Genomic DNA, 16,879 nt, shown 5'->3' with positions numbered 1-16,879 from the left:
TGCAAGGAAATTCCGCTTTACGAAGTGAGAATATTCTGTTAGTGAAAATTTGCCGGGACTTTCCCACCGCCTCACCCCTCCACCCAAAGTCAGGGTGGGGCTCGCCGCGTTTTACGGTGGATCGTCGGAACTACGACAAGAATTCGATTTTTACGGAATCGAATTACGTATTCTTCAGAGTATAAACGAGGTAATTCCGAAAGTCGTCGAGAGAGAATTCTTTCTTGTTGGTAAGATAATTGATCATATAACCGATCGTAGTCGAAGCGAGGTTTTTGATCTCGAATTCGGTGTAGTTCGGTTTAACCGCGCGGATCGTCTTTTTGGAAGTTTCAAAAAAGATCATATTCACGAGGTGAATGTTTCTTCGTTTGAGTCTGTGGATCTTCGGTTGGAGCATTAGATTCCAATACAAACGCAGATATTCCTCGTTTTCCTTCACTAAGGTGATGATACTTTCCGAAACGAGCTGGATCAGATCCTCCGTGCTGGGATTGGAAACCACCTCATCCGTGACGTATCGCTTTAGAATTTTATCATGCGATTCGATGATTCCTTCCAGAATCGCTTCTTTGGAATCGAAATAACGATACGCAAGCCCGAGAGACATGCCCGCCTTCGAAGCGACCTGTCTCATCGTGGTTCCGTGATACCCTTGTTCGGAAAAAAGTTTCAGGGAAGTTTTTAGGATCAGATCCCGGGTGTCTTTCGCCATTCTTATCGGATCGAGTAGAGAACCTTTCTGGCTCCGATTCTTTCCCGATTGGTTTCCATTCTGTTTTTATAAGAGAACGCCTTTTCGGGTTTTAAAACGGAGAATAAATCGTAGAGCTCGATTTCAAAGAAGAGCATCGCTTCCGCGACTTCTTCCGGATTCTTTTTCAAAGCTTCCGACGCGTTTACGACTACGTGTCTTGAATTGATTAGATCCGGGCCGATGACTTCGGCGACCTTTCTGAAATTGGACTTCGTGATCGTTCCGCCCACGGAGGTGCGTTTTCCTCTTTCTCTGGAAAGATATACGATGTTCTTCGTGACCCGCATCACTTCTTCATCGTCCGGAATCATTCCCATGGAAGCGGAAAGATCGGAACGAGCCGCGGTGACTTGATCCAAATCCTCGAAAGAACGCGAATCCGCGATCTCCATCAGATTTTTATAACCCGTGATCGTTTCCAAATTGATCGACTTGGAAACCTTGCCGTAGTTCACGGGAGTGAGCATACTCTTCAATGTCTGAATAAAATTTTTGAGTGCGTACGAGGATTCGATCATAGGAGCGCAGATTCCTTCGATCTCCTCTTTGACGAGCATACGGATATCCGTCCTCGCTTCCGGGCCGCCGATTTTAACGGTGACCGGAACCAGATCCTTAGCCGCTAAATGGAGAATTCGGATTTCATCCGCGTCCATATCCTCCGTTTCCGTGCCGCCTTTCAGTCCGCAAATCGGATACTGATCGGTAAGAGAAACGAGGGTTCTTCTGAGTTCGATGAGTTTACGGTCTATCTGCTCTTTCACGCTAGAAGTATCGACCGATTTTGAAAAACCGATAGAATTTTTAACGCAGGATTGACAACTGAAGTGAGATTCTTTTTGCTTTCCCTTATGCAGGAACCCGAGGTAAAAACAAAGGATTCTTCCTCCGGGGAAGAATCTCCCATCAGCTCTACTTTTTCCTTTATTCTGATCGTGATCCTTGTATTTGCCTTCAAATCCTCGGTTTTAGACGCGAATAATATCCCATCGGGATCGATGATTCCCACCTTAAAAATCGGGGATTTTCTCTTTGTAAACAAGATGCGATACTCGGTTCGGATGCCGTTCACCGAAGCGGAACTCTTTCGGATCGACGATCCGAAACGGGGAGATATCGTAACCTTCGCACCTCCGATGCGCGCTCTGAGTTTGGGCGACAGCCGGGACGGATTCTTTGCAAAACGCTACGTCAAACGGGTCATCGGATTGCCGGGCGATACGATTCGAATCAGCTCGAAATTTCTTTCCACAAAGAAGGGAAACGTGAACTACTCCGTGATCGAATACAAGGAGAAGGGATCGGAAACGTTCCAAAACTACAATCCGGTAGAAGTGGAAGAGGGCGATGTTCTCGGTGATTTGGACAATCTTTACGCGCCGACCAGAACCTTGTTTCAGGAAAAGAAGCCCGGATTTGAACACTACGTGCTCGAAGGCTACGAAGAGGACAGAAAGCGCCTCGACGGTTACGAATGTAATTTTTCGATCGGGTGCGAAATCCCCGAAAATCAATACATGGTCGTGGGCGATAACCGGGACGATTCTCACGATTCCCGCGCTTGGGGATTCGTAAAACGGGAAGACATACTCGGAAAAGCGCTCATCATTTATTTTTCCATCAACTGGAAGGACAACGTCTGCGAGTATAAAAACGGAAAGGAACTTTCGGAAAAAGGGCCGGAGTTCGCGGAACGGTATCAAGGCGAAGAACTCGTAAAAAACTGTCACCCTTCCGAGATCGGTTTAATCCGCGAAGAAAGCAAACTTGGCTGGATCGAACGCACGCTTCGGTATAGAATCTGGAGAATGGAAGTGCGCTGGAATCGAATCGGCACGATTCTGCGTTAGGCGTTATGTCTGAAAAGAATTTAGAACCGTCCGGCAAAGAAGAATCCTCCGGCAAGGAAAACGATCCTTCCGGATTTCAAAAGGATTCTAAATCTAAGGAAAAAGAAATTTCTCCTTGGGAATTTGCGGGCTTGGGAATGGAGTTCGCGGTGATCGTCGTCGGTTCCGTGTATCTCGGAAATTATCTGGATACGAAGTTCCATTCTTCTCCGTTCGGTTTGCTCGGGGCTTGTTTGCTCGGATTTTCCTACGGAATTTACTACATCATTTATAGAACGACACTGAAGAAGTAGCGTAGTTCCGACCTAATTCCAAGAATTCTCGTTCTTTCAATGGAAACGATCGTTTTGATTGAAAGAACTACTCGTAGTTCCGACTTTCTTAATCCAACCGCAATTTCCTGGATCACCCGTTAGTTTTACTGAACCATCGTTCATAAAGCGCAAGTTTGCGTTCTTTCTGTTTGCTCCTATCGGAATTCAAACTTCTCTTTCAAAAAAAATCGAACTCCGCAAAAAACGAAGAAACTTTTCGCGGCTTTCGTGGTTACCTTGTCGGTCGATTTGTTTTTATGAATCTAAAACGTATTTTTCTAATATTCTTTACGGGAACCGGAATCGGATTCTCCGTCAACTGTGCGCTCTTGTTTCCGGTTGAAACTGCGACGGAACGTTGGCGGAGTTCCGTCCAAAAATTGGAACGGTCTTCCGGCCAAGAACGAAGACTCGCGGAAAGAGAATACGTTACTCATCTCGAACGTTTTCAAGAGGATTCGATCGAAACCAAGGAATCGCTTCGGAACTATATTCTCGCCGAAACCGCGAGCCGATTCAATTCGCAGATCGCACAAAAAAATTGGGCCGCCGCGGCGTTCATCGCTTCGATTTATGCAGAAACGATTCCCTTTTTAGGAATCGGAGATATTACGATCAAAGGAACCAAAAGCGGAAATCTTTATTCCGCACGCGAATACTTTGTCGCGGACCTGATCGCGTATACGGGAGAAAGCAAGGACAATCGTTTTCTTCCGCTCATTCAAACGATGATTCCGAATCCGATCGGCGACGCAAGGCTTGCGTTCAATCTTTCTTGTCTGCATGCGTTGAACGGAAACAAACAAGAAATGCTGCAATACATGAAGATCGCCTTGTTCCTCGGAAAAGAAACCGTGGACTTTGAAAACGACTCCGACTTCAACGCGTTTCGTTCCGATCCCGATTTTATCAAAATGATTTGGGACGGTCCCGCCTTGAATCCTTCCTTGATTCCTCCGGCGGCAAGCCCCGCTAAAAAATAATTTCGTCTTTCTTTCTTGTATTTCAAACGACGCTCATCGAAATAGAATTCGATGAGCTGGAAGAAGTATCTTTTAGGACTTTCCGTTTTGATTCTCGCCTTGGCTGCGGGTTACGAAGTCTTTTATCCCGAAAGGAAATTTCTTTCCGGAAGTATTCTCGCCTTGTGTTTGCTTGTTCCTTTTTATCTCTTAAAAATTCTTGCGATCGTTAAATTTCCCGAAAAAGGTGTAGGAATGCAGATGGGCATAATGGCGGCTTCATTCTTTTGCAACGGAATCGGCCTTTGGGTCGCAGTTTCACAGAACGATAGTTCTGATCTTATAATTGGTTTTTTTATTGCCCATTTCAGCCACTTTCTAATAGTTGTATTCGCGAGCTGAATTTCCGGAATCGCAACTACATACAAAGAAGGCCGGAATATCGCCAATTCTGTGCAAGCGGACCGTTTTTCACCGTTCCGCTTTTGACTCGAACAAATGAATCTTAACAAGACTTCTTTTATGACAAAAAAGTTTATCTTCTTTGCGTTCTTAATCGTATTACTTCAATTCCCGATTTTTGCATCCGAGGAATCTTCTCACGAAGCTTCCTTTGATCTAAACGAAGTCATCGTTCATCACTTGATGGATAACGCCGAGTTCCCGCTCAATTTCGGCGGGATTCAGGTTTTTGAGGGAGAAACCGGTTTCGATCCTTCTACTTCCGCGATCTTCACCGATCACGAAACCGGAAAACGTTTTCATTACGTGGGCGGTTTCGACATGCACATTACGAAACGCGTCACGATGATGTGGATCGTAGCCTTTCTTCTTTTTATCATCTTTATTCCTGCGGCGAGAATCATCGCGAAGAATCCTCTGAAGATTCAATCCCGCTTTGCAAACACGGTCGAAGTGTTCGTAAATTTCTTACGCAAGGACATCGTAGACGAAAGTATGCACGGACACGGTCACGGCTACTATCACTACATCTTCACTCTGTTCTTCTTTATTCTATTCTGTAACCTGATGGGACTTGTTCCTTCCGTCGGCGAGTTGCTCGTTGTCGGTAAAGAATACGGTGCGATTGCGGCGACTAAAATCGGCTTGATCACTCCGGTTCCCGAGCAGGTGATCGCGGCCCACGGCGGACACGGTTCGCACCACGAGGCTCCTCTTGCCGCAAAGATTTGGAGCGGTATCACGGTAACCGGAGATATTTCCGTTACGATGACGCTTGCGCTTCTTACCATGCTCTTGATTTATACCGCCGGTTTTATTTATCAAGGACCGAAGTTCATCTGGCATTCCGTTCCGAACGGAGTTCCTCTTCCGCTGTATTTGATCATGTGGCCTCTGGAGTTCATCGTTTCTCCGATGGCAAAGACCTTCGCGCTCACAGTGCGTCTTTTGGCGAACATGACGGCGGGGCACGTTATCATTCTCGCTTTGATGGGTTTTATCTTTCAGTTTCAATCTTGGGGAATCGTTCCGGTTTCGGTGATCGGTTCCGGATTGATCTACGTCCTGGAAATCTTCGTGGCTTTCCTTCAGGCGTACATTTTCGTATTGCTCACTTCCCTCTTCGTGGGTTTGAGCATGCATAGGCATTGATTAGAGAATATTGAATCAACAAGGAGTCAATTGACAATATGGAATTTGGATTAGGATATATCGGTGTGGGTATCGCTGCTGGAGTCGCAATTCTCGGAGCAGCTCTCGGAATCGGAAGAATCGGTGGTTCTGCTACTGAAGGTATTTCAAGACAACCAGAAGCTGGTGGAAAAATTCAAACTGCAATGATTATCGCTGCAGCTCTTATCGAAGGTGCGGCTCTGTTCGCTCTCGTGATCGCTTTCCAAGCTGCGGGAACTTTGAACGAAGGTCTGAAAGCTACTGTTGCTAACCAAACAAAAGCTTCTGCACCTGCAGCAACCGAAGAAAAAGGAAAGTAAAACTTGGTACTCTTAGCTGCTAAGGGATTAAGCCTCCTAGATGTGAACCCGGGTCTGGTAGTCTGGACTCTGGTTACCTTTCTAGTCGTAGTCTTAGTTCTGAAAAAGTTTGCCTGGGATGTAATTCTGAATGCTCTCGATGAAAGAGCGGAAGCCGTTCAGAACGATATCAAAAAGGCCTCAGAACTCCGTTCGGAAGCGGAAGCTCTCCTGAAGGATTACGAAGCTAGGTTGAACTCTGCGAAAGACGAAGCAAATGCGATGATCGCCGAAGCCAAGTCCGATGCTCTGAAACTGAAAAATAAACTCTTGGAAGAAACCAACCAAGAAGTGAAAGCTCAGAAAGAACAGGCAGTGAAAGAGATCGAACTCGCTAAAGGCAAAGCTCTGGAACAACTGCAATCCCAGCTCGTCGATATGACGATCTCCGTTGCGGGCAAAGTTTTGGAAAAACAACTGAAAGCGGAAGACTACAAAGCTTTCGTTGAAAACGAACTAGACAAACTCAAAAAACTGAGCGCATAAAACAATGAACGACTCCGGTGTCTCGAAAATATACGCGTCCGCCCTTTTGGGAGCGAGTTCCGCTCCGGAAGAAGTGGAACAAGAACTCGCGGATTTAGTTCAGCTTCTTTTTCAAGAGGAAAAGATCAGGAATTTCTTTCTTTCTCCGACCGTATCGATCGAGGAGAAGGAAACGATTCTTGTAAAAAATCTCCGGGGAAAAGTTTCAGAGACGACTTTGAACTTTCTCGGAGTGCTTTTAAACAAGGGAAGATTTATCAATTTCCCGGATATTCAAAAGCAGTTTACGGAAGAGCTGGATAAGAAGAAAGGAAGAGTTCGCGCGCAAGTAAGAAGTTATCCTTCTTTAGAACCTTCTCAGATTACAAAACTCGAATCTATACTTTCGGAAAAATTCAAATCGCAATTCATTCTGGAAGTCTCGGAAGATAAGTCTCTTCTGGGCGGATTTGTCGTACAATTCAATGACTTAAAAATCGAAAAGTCAATCGCTTCCCAGCTCAAGGAAATCAAGAAAGCCATGCTGGAAAAGAAATTACCGGTTGGAGCCATCTATGAAAATTAAAACAGACGAAATTACGTCCGTTCTCAAACAGGAAATTTTAAATTATAAGAAAGACCTCAGCGTTGAGGAAGTCGGAACGGTCCTCGAGATCGGGGACGGAATCGCGAGAGTTTACGGACTCAAAAACGTGATGTCCGGAGAGATGGTCGAATTCCAAAACGGAATCTTCGGTCAGGCGTTCAACCTCGAAGACAACTCCGTGGGTGTGGTCGTTTACGGAAATTACCTCGAAATCCAAGAAGGATTCAGCGTAAAAAGAACGAACCGGATTCTCGAAGTTCCGGTAGGACCCGAACTTCTCGGTCGCGTAGTAAACCCGTTAGGTGAACCGCTCGACGGAAAAGGTCCGATCAACGCCAAACATACCAGACCTGTGGAATCTCCCGCGCCTGGTATCGCGATGAGACAGCCGGTCGGCGAGCCGATGCAAACAGGTATCAAAGCGATCGACGCGATGATCCCGGTCGGACGCGGACAGAGAGAGTTGATCATCGGCGACCGAGGAACCGGAAAAACTTCCATCGCACTCGACACGATCATCAACCAAAAAGGAACCGGAGTCATCTGCGTTTACGTGGCGATCGGTCAAAAAGCTTCCACTGTGGCTTCCACGGTTGAGATGCTCAGAAACAAAGGCGCACTCGAATATACGATCGTAGTTTCCGCAACCGCTGCGGAGCCTGCACCGCTTCAATACATCGCTCCTTACTCAGGATGCAGTATGGCGGAATACTTTATGTATAACGAAAAGAAAGCGACTCTCGTAGTTTACGATGACCTTTCTAAACAAGCGGTTGCCTATCGTCAGATGTCTCTTCTGCTTCGTCGTCCTCCGGGTCGTGAAGCGTATCCTGGAGACGTATTCTATCTTCACTCCAGACTTCTCGAAAGAGCGGCGAAACTCGACGACAAATACGGCGCGGGTTCTTTGACGGCTCTTCCGATCATCGAGACTCAGGAAGGCGAGGTTTCCGCATACATTCCTACAAACGTGATTTCGATCACCGACGGACAGATTTATCTTCAGTCCAACTTGTTCGCATCCGGTTTCCGTCCTGCGGTGGACGTGGGGATTTCGGTTTCCCGCGTTGGTTCCGCGGCGCAGATCAAAGCGATGAAACAAGTCGCCGGTAAGATGAAACTCGAACTCGCACAGTTCCGCGACTTGGAAGCGTTCGCTCAGCTCGGAACGGAACTCGACCCTGCGACGCAAGCGCAGCTCGATCGCGGAAACAGAATCGTTCAGATGCTCAAGCAGCCCGTTTCTTCTCCGTATCCTGTGGAAGAACAAGTCGTGGAAATCTTCGCGGTAACGCGCGGATTCATGGATAAGATTCCGGTCGCAAGAGTTCAAGAATACGGAAAGTATCTCTTAACCACGATTAAAGAAAAATACTCCGAAGTATTGGATGCAATCCGCAAAGAAAAGAAAATCTCCGACGAAGAAAAACTCGGCGAAGTTCTGAGCGCAGTAGCGGAAGAATTCTTAAGAAAGCACTGAGATAGAGGATCGCTTTGGCAACTCCAAGGGAAATAAAGAAAAGAATCACCTCGGTCAAGAACACGAGAAAGATCACACGGACGATGGAAATGGTCTCTACGGCCAAGTCCAAGAAGATCAGCGACCGTGTGAACGCTTCTCATCCTTTTTCCAACAAGATCAAGGAACTCGTGTCTTCTCTTGCGTCTCTGAGCGGTCTGGTTCACAGCCCGTTCTTAAGAAGACCGGACAAGATCAAAACCGTCGCGTTACTCGTGATTACTGCAAACCGCGGTCTTTGCGGTGGATACAACTCCAACGTCAACAGACTCGCGAAAGCGAAAGTCGCCGAGTGGAAAAAAGCGGGTGTAAACGTTCGCCTCTTTATCGTGGGCAAGAAGGGGATTTCCTTCTTCAAGTTCGCGGGTGAGAAGGCGGAAAAAACCTACACCCATCTCGACGACAAGTCCGGATACAAAGAGGCCGAAGAATTCGCGAATCTCTTTTTGGAATTGTTCGCTAAGGAAGAAGTGGACGCGGTGGAAATCGTTTCCACGGTTTATTACTCTTCCGCTTCTCAAAAACCGGAAGTAACGAGAGTTCTTCCGTTCGAAGTTGCAAAAGAAGGAAACGTAAGCGATATGATCGCGTATGAGCCGAGCCCCGCATTGGTGCTTGAGTCTCTTCTTCCTCTTGTTGTAAAAACCGCATTCTTAAAGGCGATTCTCGAAGCGAACTGCTCCGAGCAAATCGCAAGAAGAATCGCGATGAAGTCCGCGACAGACGCGGCTTCTGAAATGATCAAACTGCTCACCCGCGGATACAACCGCGTCAGACAGGCAAAAATCACTCAGGAAATTTCCGAGATTGTTGCCGGAGCGGATTCACTGAACTAATCACACGTTATTGGAGCGACTTGGATGAATAAAGGTAAAATCAAGCAGATCATCGGATCCGTTTTGGACATCGAATTCGAAAACGGAGAACTTCCCGAAATTTATAGCGCACTCGAAATCGAGGGCACGGTTTCCGGAAAGAAAGAAACCATCATCGCGGAAGTGCAAACTCATATCGGCGGTAAAGCGGTTCGTGCGATCGCGCTTTCTTCCACCGACGGTCTCGTCCGCGGACAAGAAGTTACCAACACCGGAAAACCGATCAGCGTTCCCGTAGGAGACGTTACTCTCGGAAGAATCTTCAACGTTCTCGGTAAAACGATCGACGAAGGTCCGGCAATCACAGTAAAAGAAACCCGCCCGATTCACAGACCGGCTCCTGCGTTCGACGAACTCACTTCCAAGACGGAAGTCTTCGAAACTGGAATCAAGGTCATCGACCTTCTCGCTCCTTACATCAAAGGCGGAAAGACCGGACTTTTCGGTGGAGCAGGGGTTGGTAAAACGGTTTTGATTCAGGAACTCATCAACAACATCGCGAAACAACACGGTGGATTCTCCGTATTTGCCGGAGTGGGCGAAAGAACCCGCGAAGGAAACGACCTCTGGAGAGAGATGAAAGAATCCGGAGTTATCGACAAGACCGTTCTTTGCTACGGTCAGATGAACGAGCCGCCGGGCGCTCGTCTTCGAGTTGCGTTATCCGCTCTTACAATGGCGGAACACTTCCGTGATTCCATCGGAACGGACGTACTTCTCTTCGTGGACAACATCTTCCGTTTCTCCCAAGCGGGTTCCGAAGTATCCGCTCTTCTCGGACGGATGCCTTCCGCGGTGGGATATCAGCCGACCCTTTCCACCGAAATGGGTGCGCTCCAAGAAAGAATTACATCCACTAAAAAAGGATCGATCACTTCCGTTCAGGCGATTTACGTTCCTGCGGACGACTTGACCGACCCGGCTCCTGCGAACGCGTTCGCGCACTTGGATGCGACTACGGTTCTTTCCCGTGCGATTTCCGATAAAGGGATTTATCCTGCGGTTGACCCGCTCGATTCCACTTCCCGCGTGATGAACGCGCAGGTTCTCGGAGAAGAGCATTACACCGTAGCGCGCGAAGTTCAGAGAATTCTTCAGAGATACAAAGACCTTCAAGATATCATCGCGATTTTGGGTATGGACGAACTTTCCGAGGACGACAAGGTTCTCGTTGCAAGAGCAAGAAAGATCGAGAAGTTCCTTTCTCAGCCTTTCCACGTGGCGGAAGTATTTACCGGAGCGCCCGGAAAATACGTGAAACTCGCGGATACGGTTCGTTCCTTCAAAGAAGTGATTTCCGGAAACTACGATCACCTTCCTGAGCAGGCGTTCTACATGGTTGGATCCATCGACGACGCGATCGAGAAAGCGAAAGGATACAAAGGATAAGTGCATGTCCGCACATAAACTGAACGTATCCGTAATCTCTCCCGAAAAGATCCTCTATAAGGGAGAGGTGGACTCACTCGTAGTTCCGGGCAGCGAAGGATTCTTCGGAATCCTTCCCAACCACGCTCCTCTGGTCGCGGTTCTCGGAATCGGGGTTCTGGAGATCCGCAAGGGAGAAAAAGTCAAGGCTCTCTCCGTCGAAGGCGGATTCATCGAAGTGAAGGAAAATTCCGTCAGCATTCTTACCGATCACGGCGCTCTCAAAGACGATATCGATTTGGAAGCCGAAAAAAAGGCGTTAGCCGAGGCCGAAAAACTTCCTCCTTCCGACTCTAAAAATCTTCTCCTCCAAAAAACAAAAACCCGAATTTTAGTCGCATCGCGCTAACTTTTAGGGGTCCTCCGAACCGAAAATAGTAGCAGAGATTCCCTTTTCTCCGAATACAATGGAGATTAGGGAAACGTGCTTATGAAAACAACCGTCCGTGTCATCGGCTTACTGGTGTTATTCTTAAGTGTCGGTTTCCTATTGAGAAGGAACCGGGACTGGGTTCGAAGCGTATTTGAGCCCGAAAGCATTTCGGCGGCGATCCGCGGGAATGTAAACAAACCCGGCGTCTACAAACTCAAAGCGGGGGACACTCTCGAAGACTTGATTCGTGTCGCGGGCGGAATGAAAAAGAATACCGAGAACGAACAAGACCTGGACCGGGAAATCCTGGACGGACAGGTCATTGAACTGAAAGAATGATAGAGGAAGATGGCGGAAGACTACGACATGATTAAGGATGATAATTCTGGGGGCCAGGATTCCGGTATGGACGAACTGCAATTCGACGATATCGATTCCATGTTAGGCTCGAACGAACCGGAGGCATCCAAATCCGCGGGATTGGAGGATCTGAGTATCGGAGCCGATCCTTTGGAAAGTCTGGTCGCAAGCTCGGGGGAAGAATACGCTACGAGTTTCGAAAACGATTTTTCCTTTCATCCGGAAGAGACTTCTTCCTCATCCGAATTGAATCTGGACGAGGATTCCTTGGATCTGGAACTCACGGATCCTCTCATCGACGCCGAGATCGACAAGCTGCTCGACATAGGCGATTTAGCAAGCTCTCATACATCCAATATTTCTAATTTAGAATCCGATGATTCGTTTTTTATACCGGCCGACGAGAACGAACAATCCGACGAGGATTTTTCCGAACTGGACAGTTACCTAACCGAAGAACCGGATGCGATCAGCTTCGGGGAAGAATTGGACGACCTCGACGAGTTCGGATTGCCCGATGATCTTCACGAGGAAGGTCCGATTTCTCTGCATGAAGACGATCTGCAGGGAGTCAAACCGGACTTTTCCCTGCAAGACTTCACGTTGGAGGACGATCAACAAACCGAACTCGATCACGGCGATTTGTCCTTTGACGAAGACGATTTTTTAAACGAAGAAGAAGGTCCGATTTCCTTATCCGAAGACGAGTTAGGCGAAATCGCATACGCGGAAACGCCGATGCCGGATTTTTCGAACCCGGTCGCGGAAGAAGAGGAAAATGTCACGTTGTCCGACTCGGAGCTCGGCGGGATTCTCGACGCAAACGAAGAGCCGGACTGGAGTTCCGGCCCGACGATGACGTTAGACGACACCGATGACGAAGGCCCGATTTCCCTGAGCGGAAACGAACTGGACGATATACTGGGAACGGGTGCGGAAGAGCCGGCGACTCAGAAAGCGTCCGACGCGGACGACGAACTCCCCGATTTTATCACGCATACCGACGATATTCATGAGGAAGAGACCGGAGTTCCGTCCTTATCGGACGAAACCGGATTCGATTTTTCCTCGGACGATTCTCTCGGATCGGAAGAAGACGAAGGCCCGATCGCATTGTCGGAAGACGAACTCGGAAATTTACTCGCGGACAACGTGGAAGAAGAAGGCGCTGCACCCGCGTCCGCGATGGATTCTTTCGGCGATCTGGATCTTTCCGACGAGCTTCGGACCGAAACTTCTTCCTTCGATTTTGAGCCGGAATCCGGTTCTCTTCTCGACGGAGGCGACGCCGAAGCGGAAGAGCCGATCGCTCTTTCCACCGACGAACTCGATCACATACTTACCGACGATGCGGAGCCGGAAGCGTTAGACGAAATTACTCCTTCAATGGTGGAAGAATCCGGATTCGATTTCGTTTCGGACGATTCTCTCGGTTCTTCTTTGGATGAAGAGGACAACGAACCGATCGCACTTTCCGAGGAAGAACTCGGAAATCTTTTGTCGGATGAAACCTCTTTGGCTGACGAAGAACCTTCCATCGACGGTTTCGGCGATCTTCTGCACGATGACGGATCTCTTCCCGAAGATACGGGTTCCATGTTTTCGGAGGACGATACATTCTCCCTTCCCGTAGAACAGGACTTAGGCGGACCGGACGAATTCGGATTAACGGAAGAAGGAGAAACGATTCCCGATCATTCCGACTTCTCCTTTGAACCGGCCGATTCTACCTTAGAATTGGAAGAAAGCGACGAGGGCGAACCGATCGCGCTTTCCGAAGAAGAACTCGGGAATCTACTTTCTTCCGATATGGAAGAGGGGGCCGGAGTTCCGTCCACTTCGGAAGAATCCGGCTTCGATTTTGAAACCTCCGATTCCACCGGAGAAGAAGACGATCTCATTTCATTGCCCGTTTCCGAATTGGACGGGATCGGTGAAGCGGCAACGGAAACGAGTGCGTCCTTGGACGACGACGCACTTTCCTTTGACGACTTTGAACTTCCTACCAACGATCTGGACTCGTTGGAAACGGAAGCCTCTGCGGATTCCTTTATGGAAGACGCGGAAGATAACGAACCGATTGCCCTTTCCGACGAGGAACTCGGCAATTTACTCGCGGACAACGCGGAAGAAGAAGGCGCAGCGCCCGCGATGGATTCTTTCGGCGATCTGGATCTCTCCGACGAGGTTCCGACCGAAACTTCTTCCTTTGATTTTGAACCGGAATCCGGTTCTCTTCTCGACGGAGACGACGCCGAAGCGGAAGAACCGATCGCGCTTTCCACCGACGAACTCGATCACATTCTTACCGACAATGCGGAACCGGAAGCTGCGGAAGCGTTTCCGGGTTCTGATTCCGAAATCGACTGGGATTCTCCGCTTGCCGAAACTACCGACTCCGATCTGGAAGCGGAAGAGCCGATTGCTCTTTCCACCGACGAACTCGATCATATTCTCACCGGCGATGCCGAAGCGACCGATACCGAAGAATTCCCCGGAGCGGATAGCGAGATCGATTGGGACGCTCCTTTGTCGGAACAAGAAGAAGTTCCGTTGGAAGACGAGGAACCGATCGCGCTTTCCACCGATGAACTCGATCATATTCTTACTTCCGAAGAATCCTCGGAAGAGGACGAGGGGCCGATCGCGTTGTCCGAAGACGAACTCGGAAATCTTCTTTCGGACGTTCAAGCTCCGGAAGAGGAAGGCGAGGACTTAAACGAAATTCTAGGAGAACTTCCGGCCGCTTCCGATTTGGATGCGTTCGAGTCTATGGACGAAGACGTATCCGCATTACAACCGTTAAACGGTGAATCCGGAATCGTGCCGACAGCGGAAACCGTTCAGGACGAAGAGATGGTCATCGTTCTCGACGAATACGCGGACGAGGAAGAACTTTCCCCTCTCGAAGAACTGCGTAAAACTCCGGAAGAATCCGCCGCACAGGCCGCTCCTTCCGCCGGAGGAGAAGCTGTTCCTTCCAAGGACGAGATGAAACGGATCATGACGTATCTGGACGAACTCCTCGGAAATCTTCCGGACGATTTGATCCGCGAGTTCTCTCAGTCCGATTATTTCGAACTTTATAAAAAACTGATGAAGCAGATTGGTGTATGATCGATGGGTTTGCTCGAGAGGGTCAGTAAGTTAGTCAAATCCGATTCCTCCGGTGCGTCCTCGTCAAAAAGCCGAGAATCCGGCGAAAAAAAATCCCTTTTAAAAAAATCGGAATCCTTTCGCACCAAAAAAAGTTTTCTTCAAAGAGCGTTGGGGATGCGAAATGAGACGTTAGACGAAACGTCAAATATCTCCGAGCCGCAGGCTTCCACCGCGACCTTATCTCCTCCCTCCGAGGATTTTTCCCTTCCGCCGATCGAAACTACTGGTTCGGATTTCGAATCCGATTTTACGGCGCCGCCTGAATCCGATCTTTCCGACCTCGGCGGAGACGATTTTCAAGCGGACTTTCCCGACTCTTCCTTTGATGGCGATTTGTCTTCGGACGTTTCGGAGGAGAAGGAAACCGATTTCTTAGAACTTCCACCGGAGCTTTCCGAACCGGAAGGAACTCATACCGAAGAGCTTGCGGAAGATCCGTTTAACGCGCCGCAGGCGGAGACGTCCGATTCGGACGATTTCAGTTTGGACGAACTTTTCGGAGAGGAACCTGTCCCGGAAACGACTTCGCTTAACAAAAAAGAGGACGAACTTCCGTCCTTTGAAAACGAAGAGGACGAATCCCGTTTCGATCTCGAGGAGAAGGATCCTTTCGGAGATTGGGTTAAGGAAGCGGAGCAGGAAGCGAATCGGACTCCCGCGAAAAAGGACGCAAAGTCACCTTCGGGAGAGGAGGGCGAATTCTTATTCGACGACGATTCCAATTTCTCCACGTCTCCGATCGATCTGCAGATCGCTTCCCGAAAAAAATTGGACAACTATATTTCCGTTTTCGAAATCAGCAAAGAGATCGGCGCTTCCACGGACTTTGCGAACTTCTTCGAGAATCTTTTGTTTTCTGTCATGGGACAAATCGGAAGCGAATCGATCGGAATTTTCTCCTCGAAAAACGGGAATCAGGAATTTTTCCGTTTGGAAGATTATCAAGGCGAGCACTTCAATCAGGAGTGGACGATTTCTTCCGAAGAGGAAATTTATCACGCGGTAAAGAATGCCGGTTCCGTTTTGTATGCGAAGGAACTTTTAAAACCCGCGCTTCCCGCAAAAGAAAAAGAAATCATTCGGCAATCCGAAGCGGAACTTTTAGTTCCGATCCGCTACCTCGACGATTTTTTCGGGATTATGATTCTGAGCAAAACGATCAGCGGAGAGGATTATACGATCGAGGATCTCGAGTTCCTGAAGATCATCGGAGAAATCGCGGGTTCCGTTTATAGAAGAATCTACGATACGGAACAGCTCCATCAGGAAAACCAAAGCCTGAAGGAAGTCATTCGCACCAACGAACTGATCATTTCTCTTGCGCGCGATTACGCTTCCGTTCGAAGCATGGACGACGCATACGATAAACTGATCGCAACCTTTAAGGAAGAATTGAAGGTCCGCCGCGCGACCTTTATGATTTTGGACGGGCATACTAAGAACGAGTTCCGAGTGTTCGCCTCCAACCTTCTTACCCCCGAACACGTCGGCAATTTTACGCTTCCTCTGGAAAGTTCCATCGTAGGAATCGTTTCCAATATTCCCGGAGTCTTTCGGATCGAAAACTTCCGAAAACATCCCGAGTTGATGCAGAAGTTATCCAACGACGAACTCGGTCTCATGTCCGATTTTATCGTGATTCCTTTTATCAACTTACACTGGTTAGTCGGAATGCTGATCGTTCACGAGACGGACGTTCCTTGGACCGATACGGATCGGGAAACCGCCGTGGGAATATCGGAAGTTCTCGCCCCGGTTTTTTCCAATCTTCTCCTCATCGAAGAGAGGGATTCCGTATTCAAAGATCCGTTTAGTCCCGTCGAGGAACGAGTTCAGGAAATGATTCTCAAGGCGGCGAGGCTGGCCAGCTCCTTTAGTTTAACTATATTCAAAGTTCAGAATGTATCCCGTATGGTAAAACTCAAAGGTTCGGGGTTTTTCGCTACTTACAGCGAAGAATTGCGCAAGGCGATCCAGGAGAATCTTTCCGAAGCCGATTACAACTACAGAATCGGTCAGGGAAAATTCGCGGTGATTCTCGACGGCAAGGACCGGGAAGAAACGCAGATTCTGATCCGAAAGATCAAAAACAAACTCAACGATACGGACCGCAAGTCGAAAGACTTTCAGACTTCCGTGATTCAACACACTCTTTGTTATCCCGCAGACACGAAAGAAAAGGAAAGAATTCTCGAACTCCTCGAAGAATCCTGATA

Annotated in this window: 16 protein-coding genes and 2 pseudogenes; 16 read left to right on the top strand and 2 right to left on the bottom strand. The window is 48.4% G+C overall.

Annotation, left to right across the window (positions count from 1 at the left end; all coding sequences use genetic code 11):
* Positions 1–163: 163 nt before the first annotated feature.
* Together DLM76_RS00265 and DLM76_RS00260 are read right to left on the bottom strand one after the other, a co-directional pair.
* Positions 164–715, bottom strand: a complete 552-nt coding sequence (locus DLM76_RS00265; protein WP_118956420.1) for a TetR/AcrR family transcriptional regulator — start codon at positions 713–715, stop codon at positions 164–166.
* 2 nt (positions 716–717) lie between these two features.
* A complete protein-coding gene (locus DLM76_RS00260) occupies positions 718–1,521 on the bottom strand; it encodes an aldolase/citrate lyase family protein (RefSeq protein WP_118964058.1) in 804 nt (267 codons plus the stop codon).
* 87 nt (positions 1,522–1,608) lie between these two features.
* Here DLM76_RS00260 and lepB point away from each other — a divergent pair, with 87 nt between their 5' ends.
* From lepB to DLM76_RS00185, 16 genes and pseudogenes are all read left to right on the top strand, one after another.
* Positions 1,609–2,607, top strand: a complete 999-nt coding sequence (lepB, locus tag DLM76_RS00255; RefSeq protein WP_118956422.1) for a signal peptidase I — start codon at positions 1,609–1,611, stop codon at positions 2,605–2,607.
* Positions 2,608–2,612: 5 nt separating this feature from the next.
* Positions 2,613–2,900: an AtpZ/AtpI family protein gene (locus DLM76_RS00250; protein ID WP_118956423.1), complete on the top strand. Its 288-nt coding sequence runs from the start codon at positions 2,613–2,615 to the stop codon at positions 2,898–2,900.
* A gap of 278 nt (positions 2,901–3,178) precedes the next feature.
* Complete coding sequence (locus DLM76_RS00245; RefSeq protein WP_241548149.1) at positions 3,179–3,904, top strand: TPR end-of-group domain-containing protein; 726 nt, start codon at positions 3,179–3,181, stop codon at positions 3,902–3,904.
* A gap of 51 nt (positions 3,905–3,955) precedes the next feature.
* On the top strand, positions 3,956–4,285 hold the full coding sequence (locus DLM76_RS00240; RefSeq protein WP_118964057.1) for a hypothetical protein: 330 nt from the start codon (positions 3,956–3,958) through the stop codon (positions 4,283–4,285).
* Between the two features lie 96 nt (positions 4,286–4,381).
* Positions 4,382–5,497 (top strand): F0F1 ATP synthase subunit A, encoded by a 1,116-nt coding sequence (atpB, locus tag DLM76_RS00235; protein ID WP_118956425.1) that lies wholly within the window; start codon positions 4,382–4,384, stop codon positions 5,495–5,497.
* Positions 5,498–5,535: 38 nt separating this feature from the next.
* Positions 5,536–5,838, top strand: a complete 303-nt coding sequence (locus tag DLM76_RS00230; RefSeq protein WP_010574136.1) for an ATP synthase F0 subunit C — start codon at positions 5,536–5,538, stop codon at positions 5,836–5,838.
* Positions 5,839–5,841: 3 nt separating this feature from the next.
* A complete protein-coding gene (locus DLM76_RS00225) occupies positions 5,842–6,363 on the top strand; it encodes a F0F1 ATP synthase subunit B (RefSeq protein WP_118956426.1) in 522 nt (173 codons plus the stop codon).
* Positions 6,364–6,367: 4 nt separating this feature from the next.
* Positions 6,368–6,928 (top strand): ATP synthase F1 subunit delta, encoded by a 561-nt coding sequence (gene atpH / locus DLM76_RS00220; protein WP_118956427.1) that lies wholly within the window; start codon positions 6,368–6,370, stop codon positions 6,926–6,928.
* Positions 6,918–8,429 (top strand): F0F1 ATP synthase subunit alpha, encoded by a 1,512-nt coding sequence (atpA, locus tag DLM76_RS00215; RefSeq protein ID WP_118956428.1) that lies wholly within the window; start codon positions 6,918–6,920, stop codon positions 8,427–8,429. Before atpH ends, atpA begins: the two co-directional genes overlap by 11 nt.
* Before the next feature lie 14 nt (positions 8,430–8,443).
* Positions 8,444–9,304 carry an ATP synthase F1 subunit gamma gene (gene atpG / locus DLM76_RS00210; protein WP_118956429.1) on the top strand — a complete coding sequence of 287 codons (861 nt, stop codon included), beginning with the start codon at positions 8,444–8,446 and terminating at the stop codon, positions 9,302–9,304.
* Between the two features lie 24 nt (positions 9,305–9,328).
* Positions 9,329–10,732: a F0F1 ATP synthase subunit beta gene (atpD, locus tag DLM76_RS00205; protein ID WP_118956430.1), complete on the top strand. Its 1,404-nt coding sequence runs from the start codon at positions 9,329–9,331 to the stop codon at positions 10,730–10,732.
* 4 nt (positions 10,733–10,736) lie between these two features.
* Positions 10,737–11,120: an ATP synthase F1 subunit epsilon gene (gene atpC, locus DLM76_RS00200; protein ID WP_118956431.1), complete on the top strand. Its 384-nt coding sequence runs from the start codon at positions 10,737–10,739 to the stop codon at positions 11,118–11,120.
* An 81-nt stretch (positions 11,121–11,201) separates the two neighbouring features.
* Positions 11,202–11,483: an SLBB domain-containing protein gene (locus DLM76_RS00195; protein WP_118964056.1), complete on the top strand. Its 282-nt coding sequence runs from the start codon at positions 11,202–11,204 to the stop codon at positions 11,481–11,483.
* 27 nt (positions 11,484–11,510) lie between these two features.
* Positions 11,511–14,621, top strand: a complete 3,111-nt coding sequence (locus DLM76_RS00190; protein ID WP_241548148.1) for a midas domain-containing protein — start codon at positions 11,511–11,513, stop codon at positions 14,619–14,621.
* A gap of 3 nt (positions 14,622–14,624) precedes the next feature.
* A pseudogene (locus DLM76_RS22100) lies at positions 14,625–14,790 on the top strand (GAF domain-containing protein); the annotation flags it as partial.
* A 476-nt stretch (positions 14,791–15,266) separates the two neighbouring features.
* Positions 15,267–16,877: pseudogene (locus DLM76_RS00185) on the top strand (hypothetical protein); the annotation flags it as partial.
* Positions 16,878–16,879: the final 2 nt, after the last annotated feature.

Source organism: Leptospira yasudae (assembly GCF_003545925.1).
Lineage (GTDB): Bacteria > Spirochaetota > Leptospiria > Leptospirales > Leptospiraceae > Leptospira > Leptospira yasudae.
This window is presented reverse-complemented; position numbering and strand designations above follow the sequence as displayed.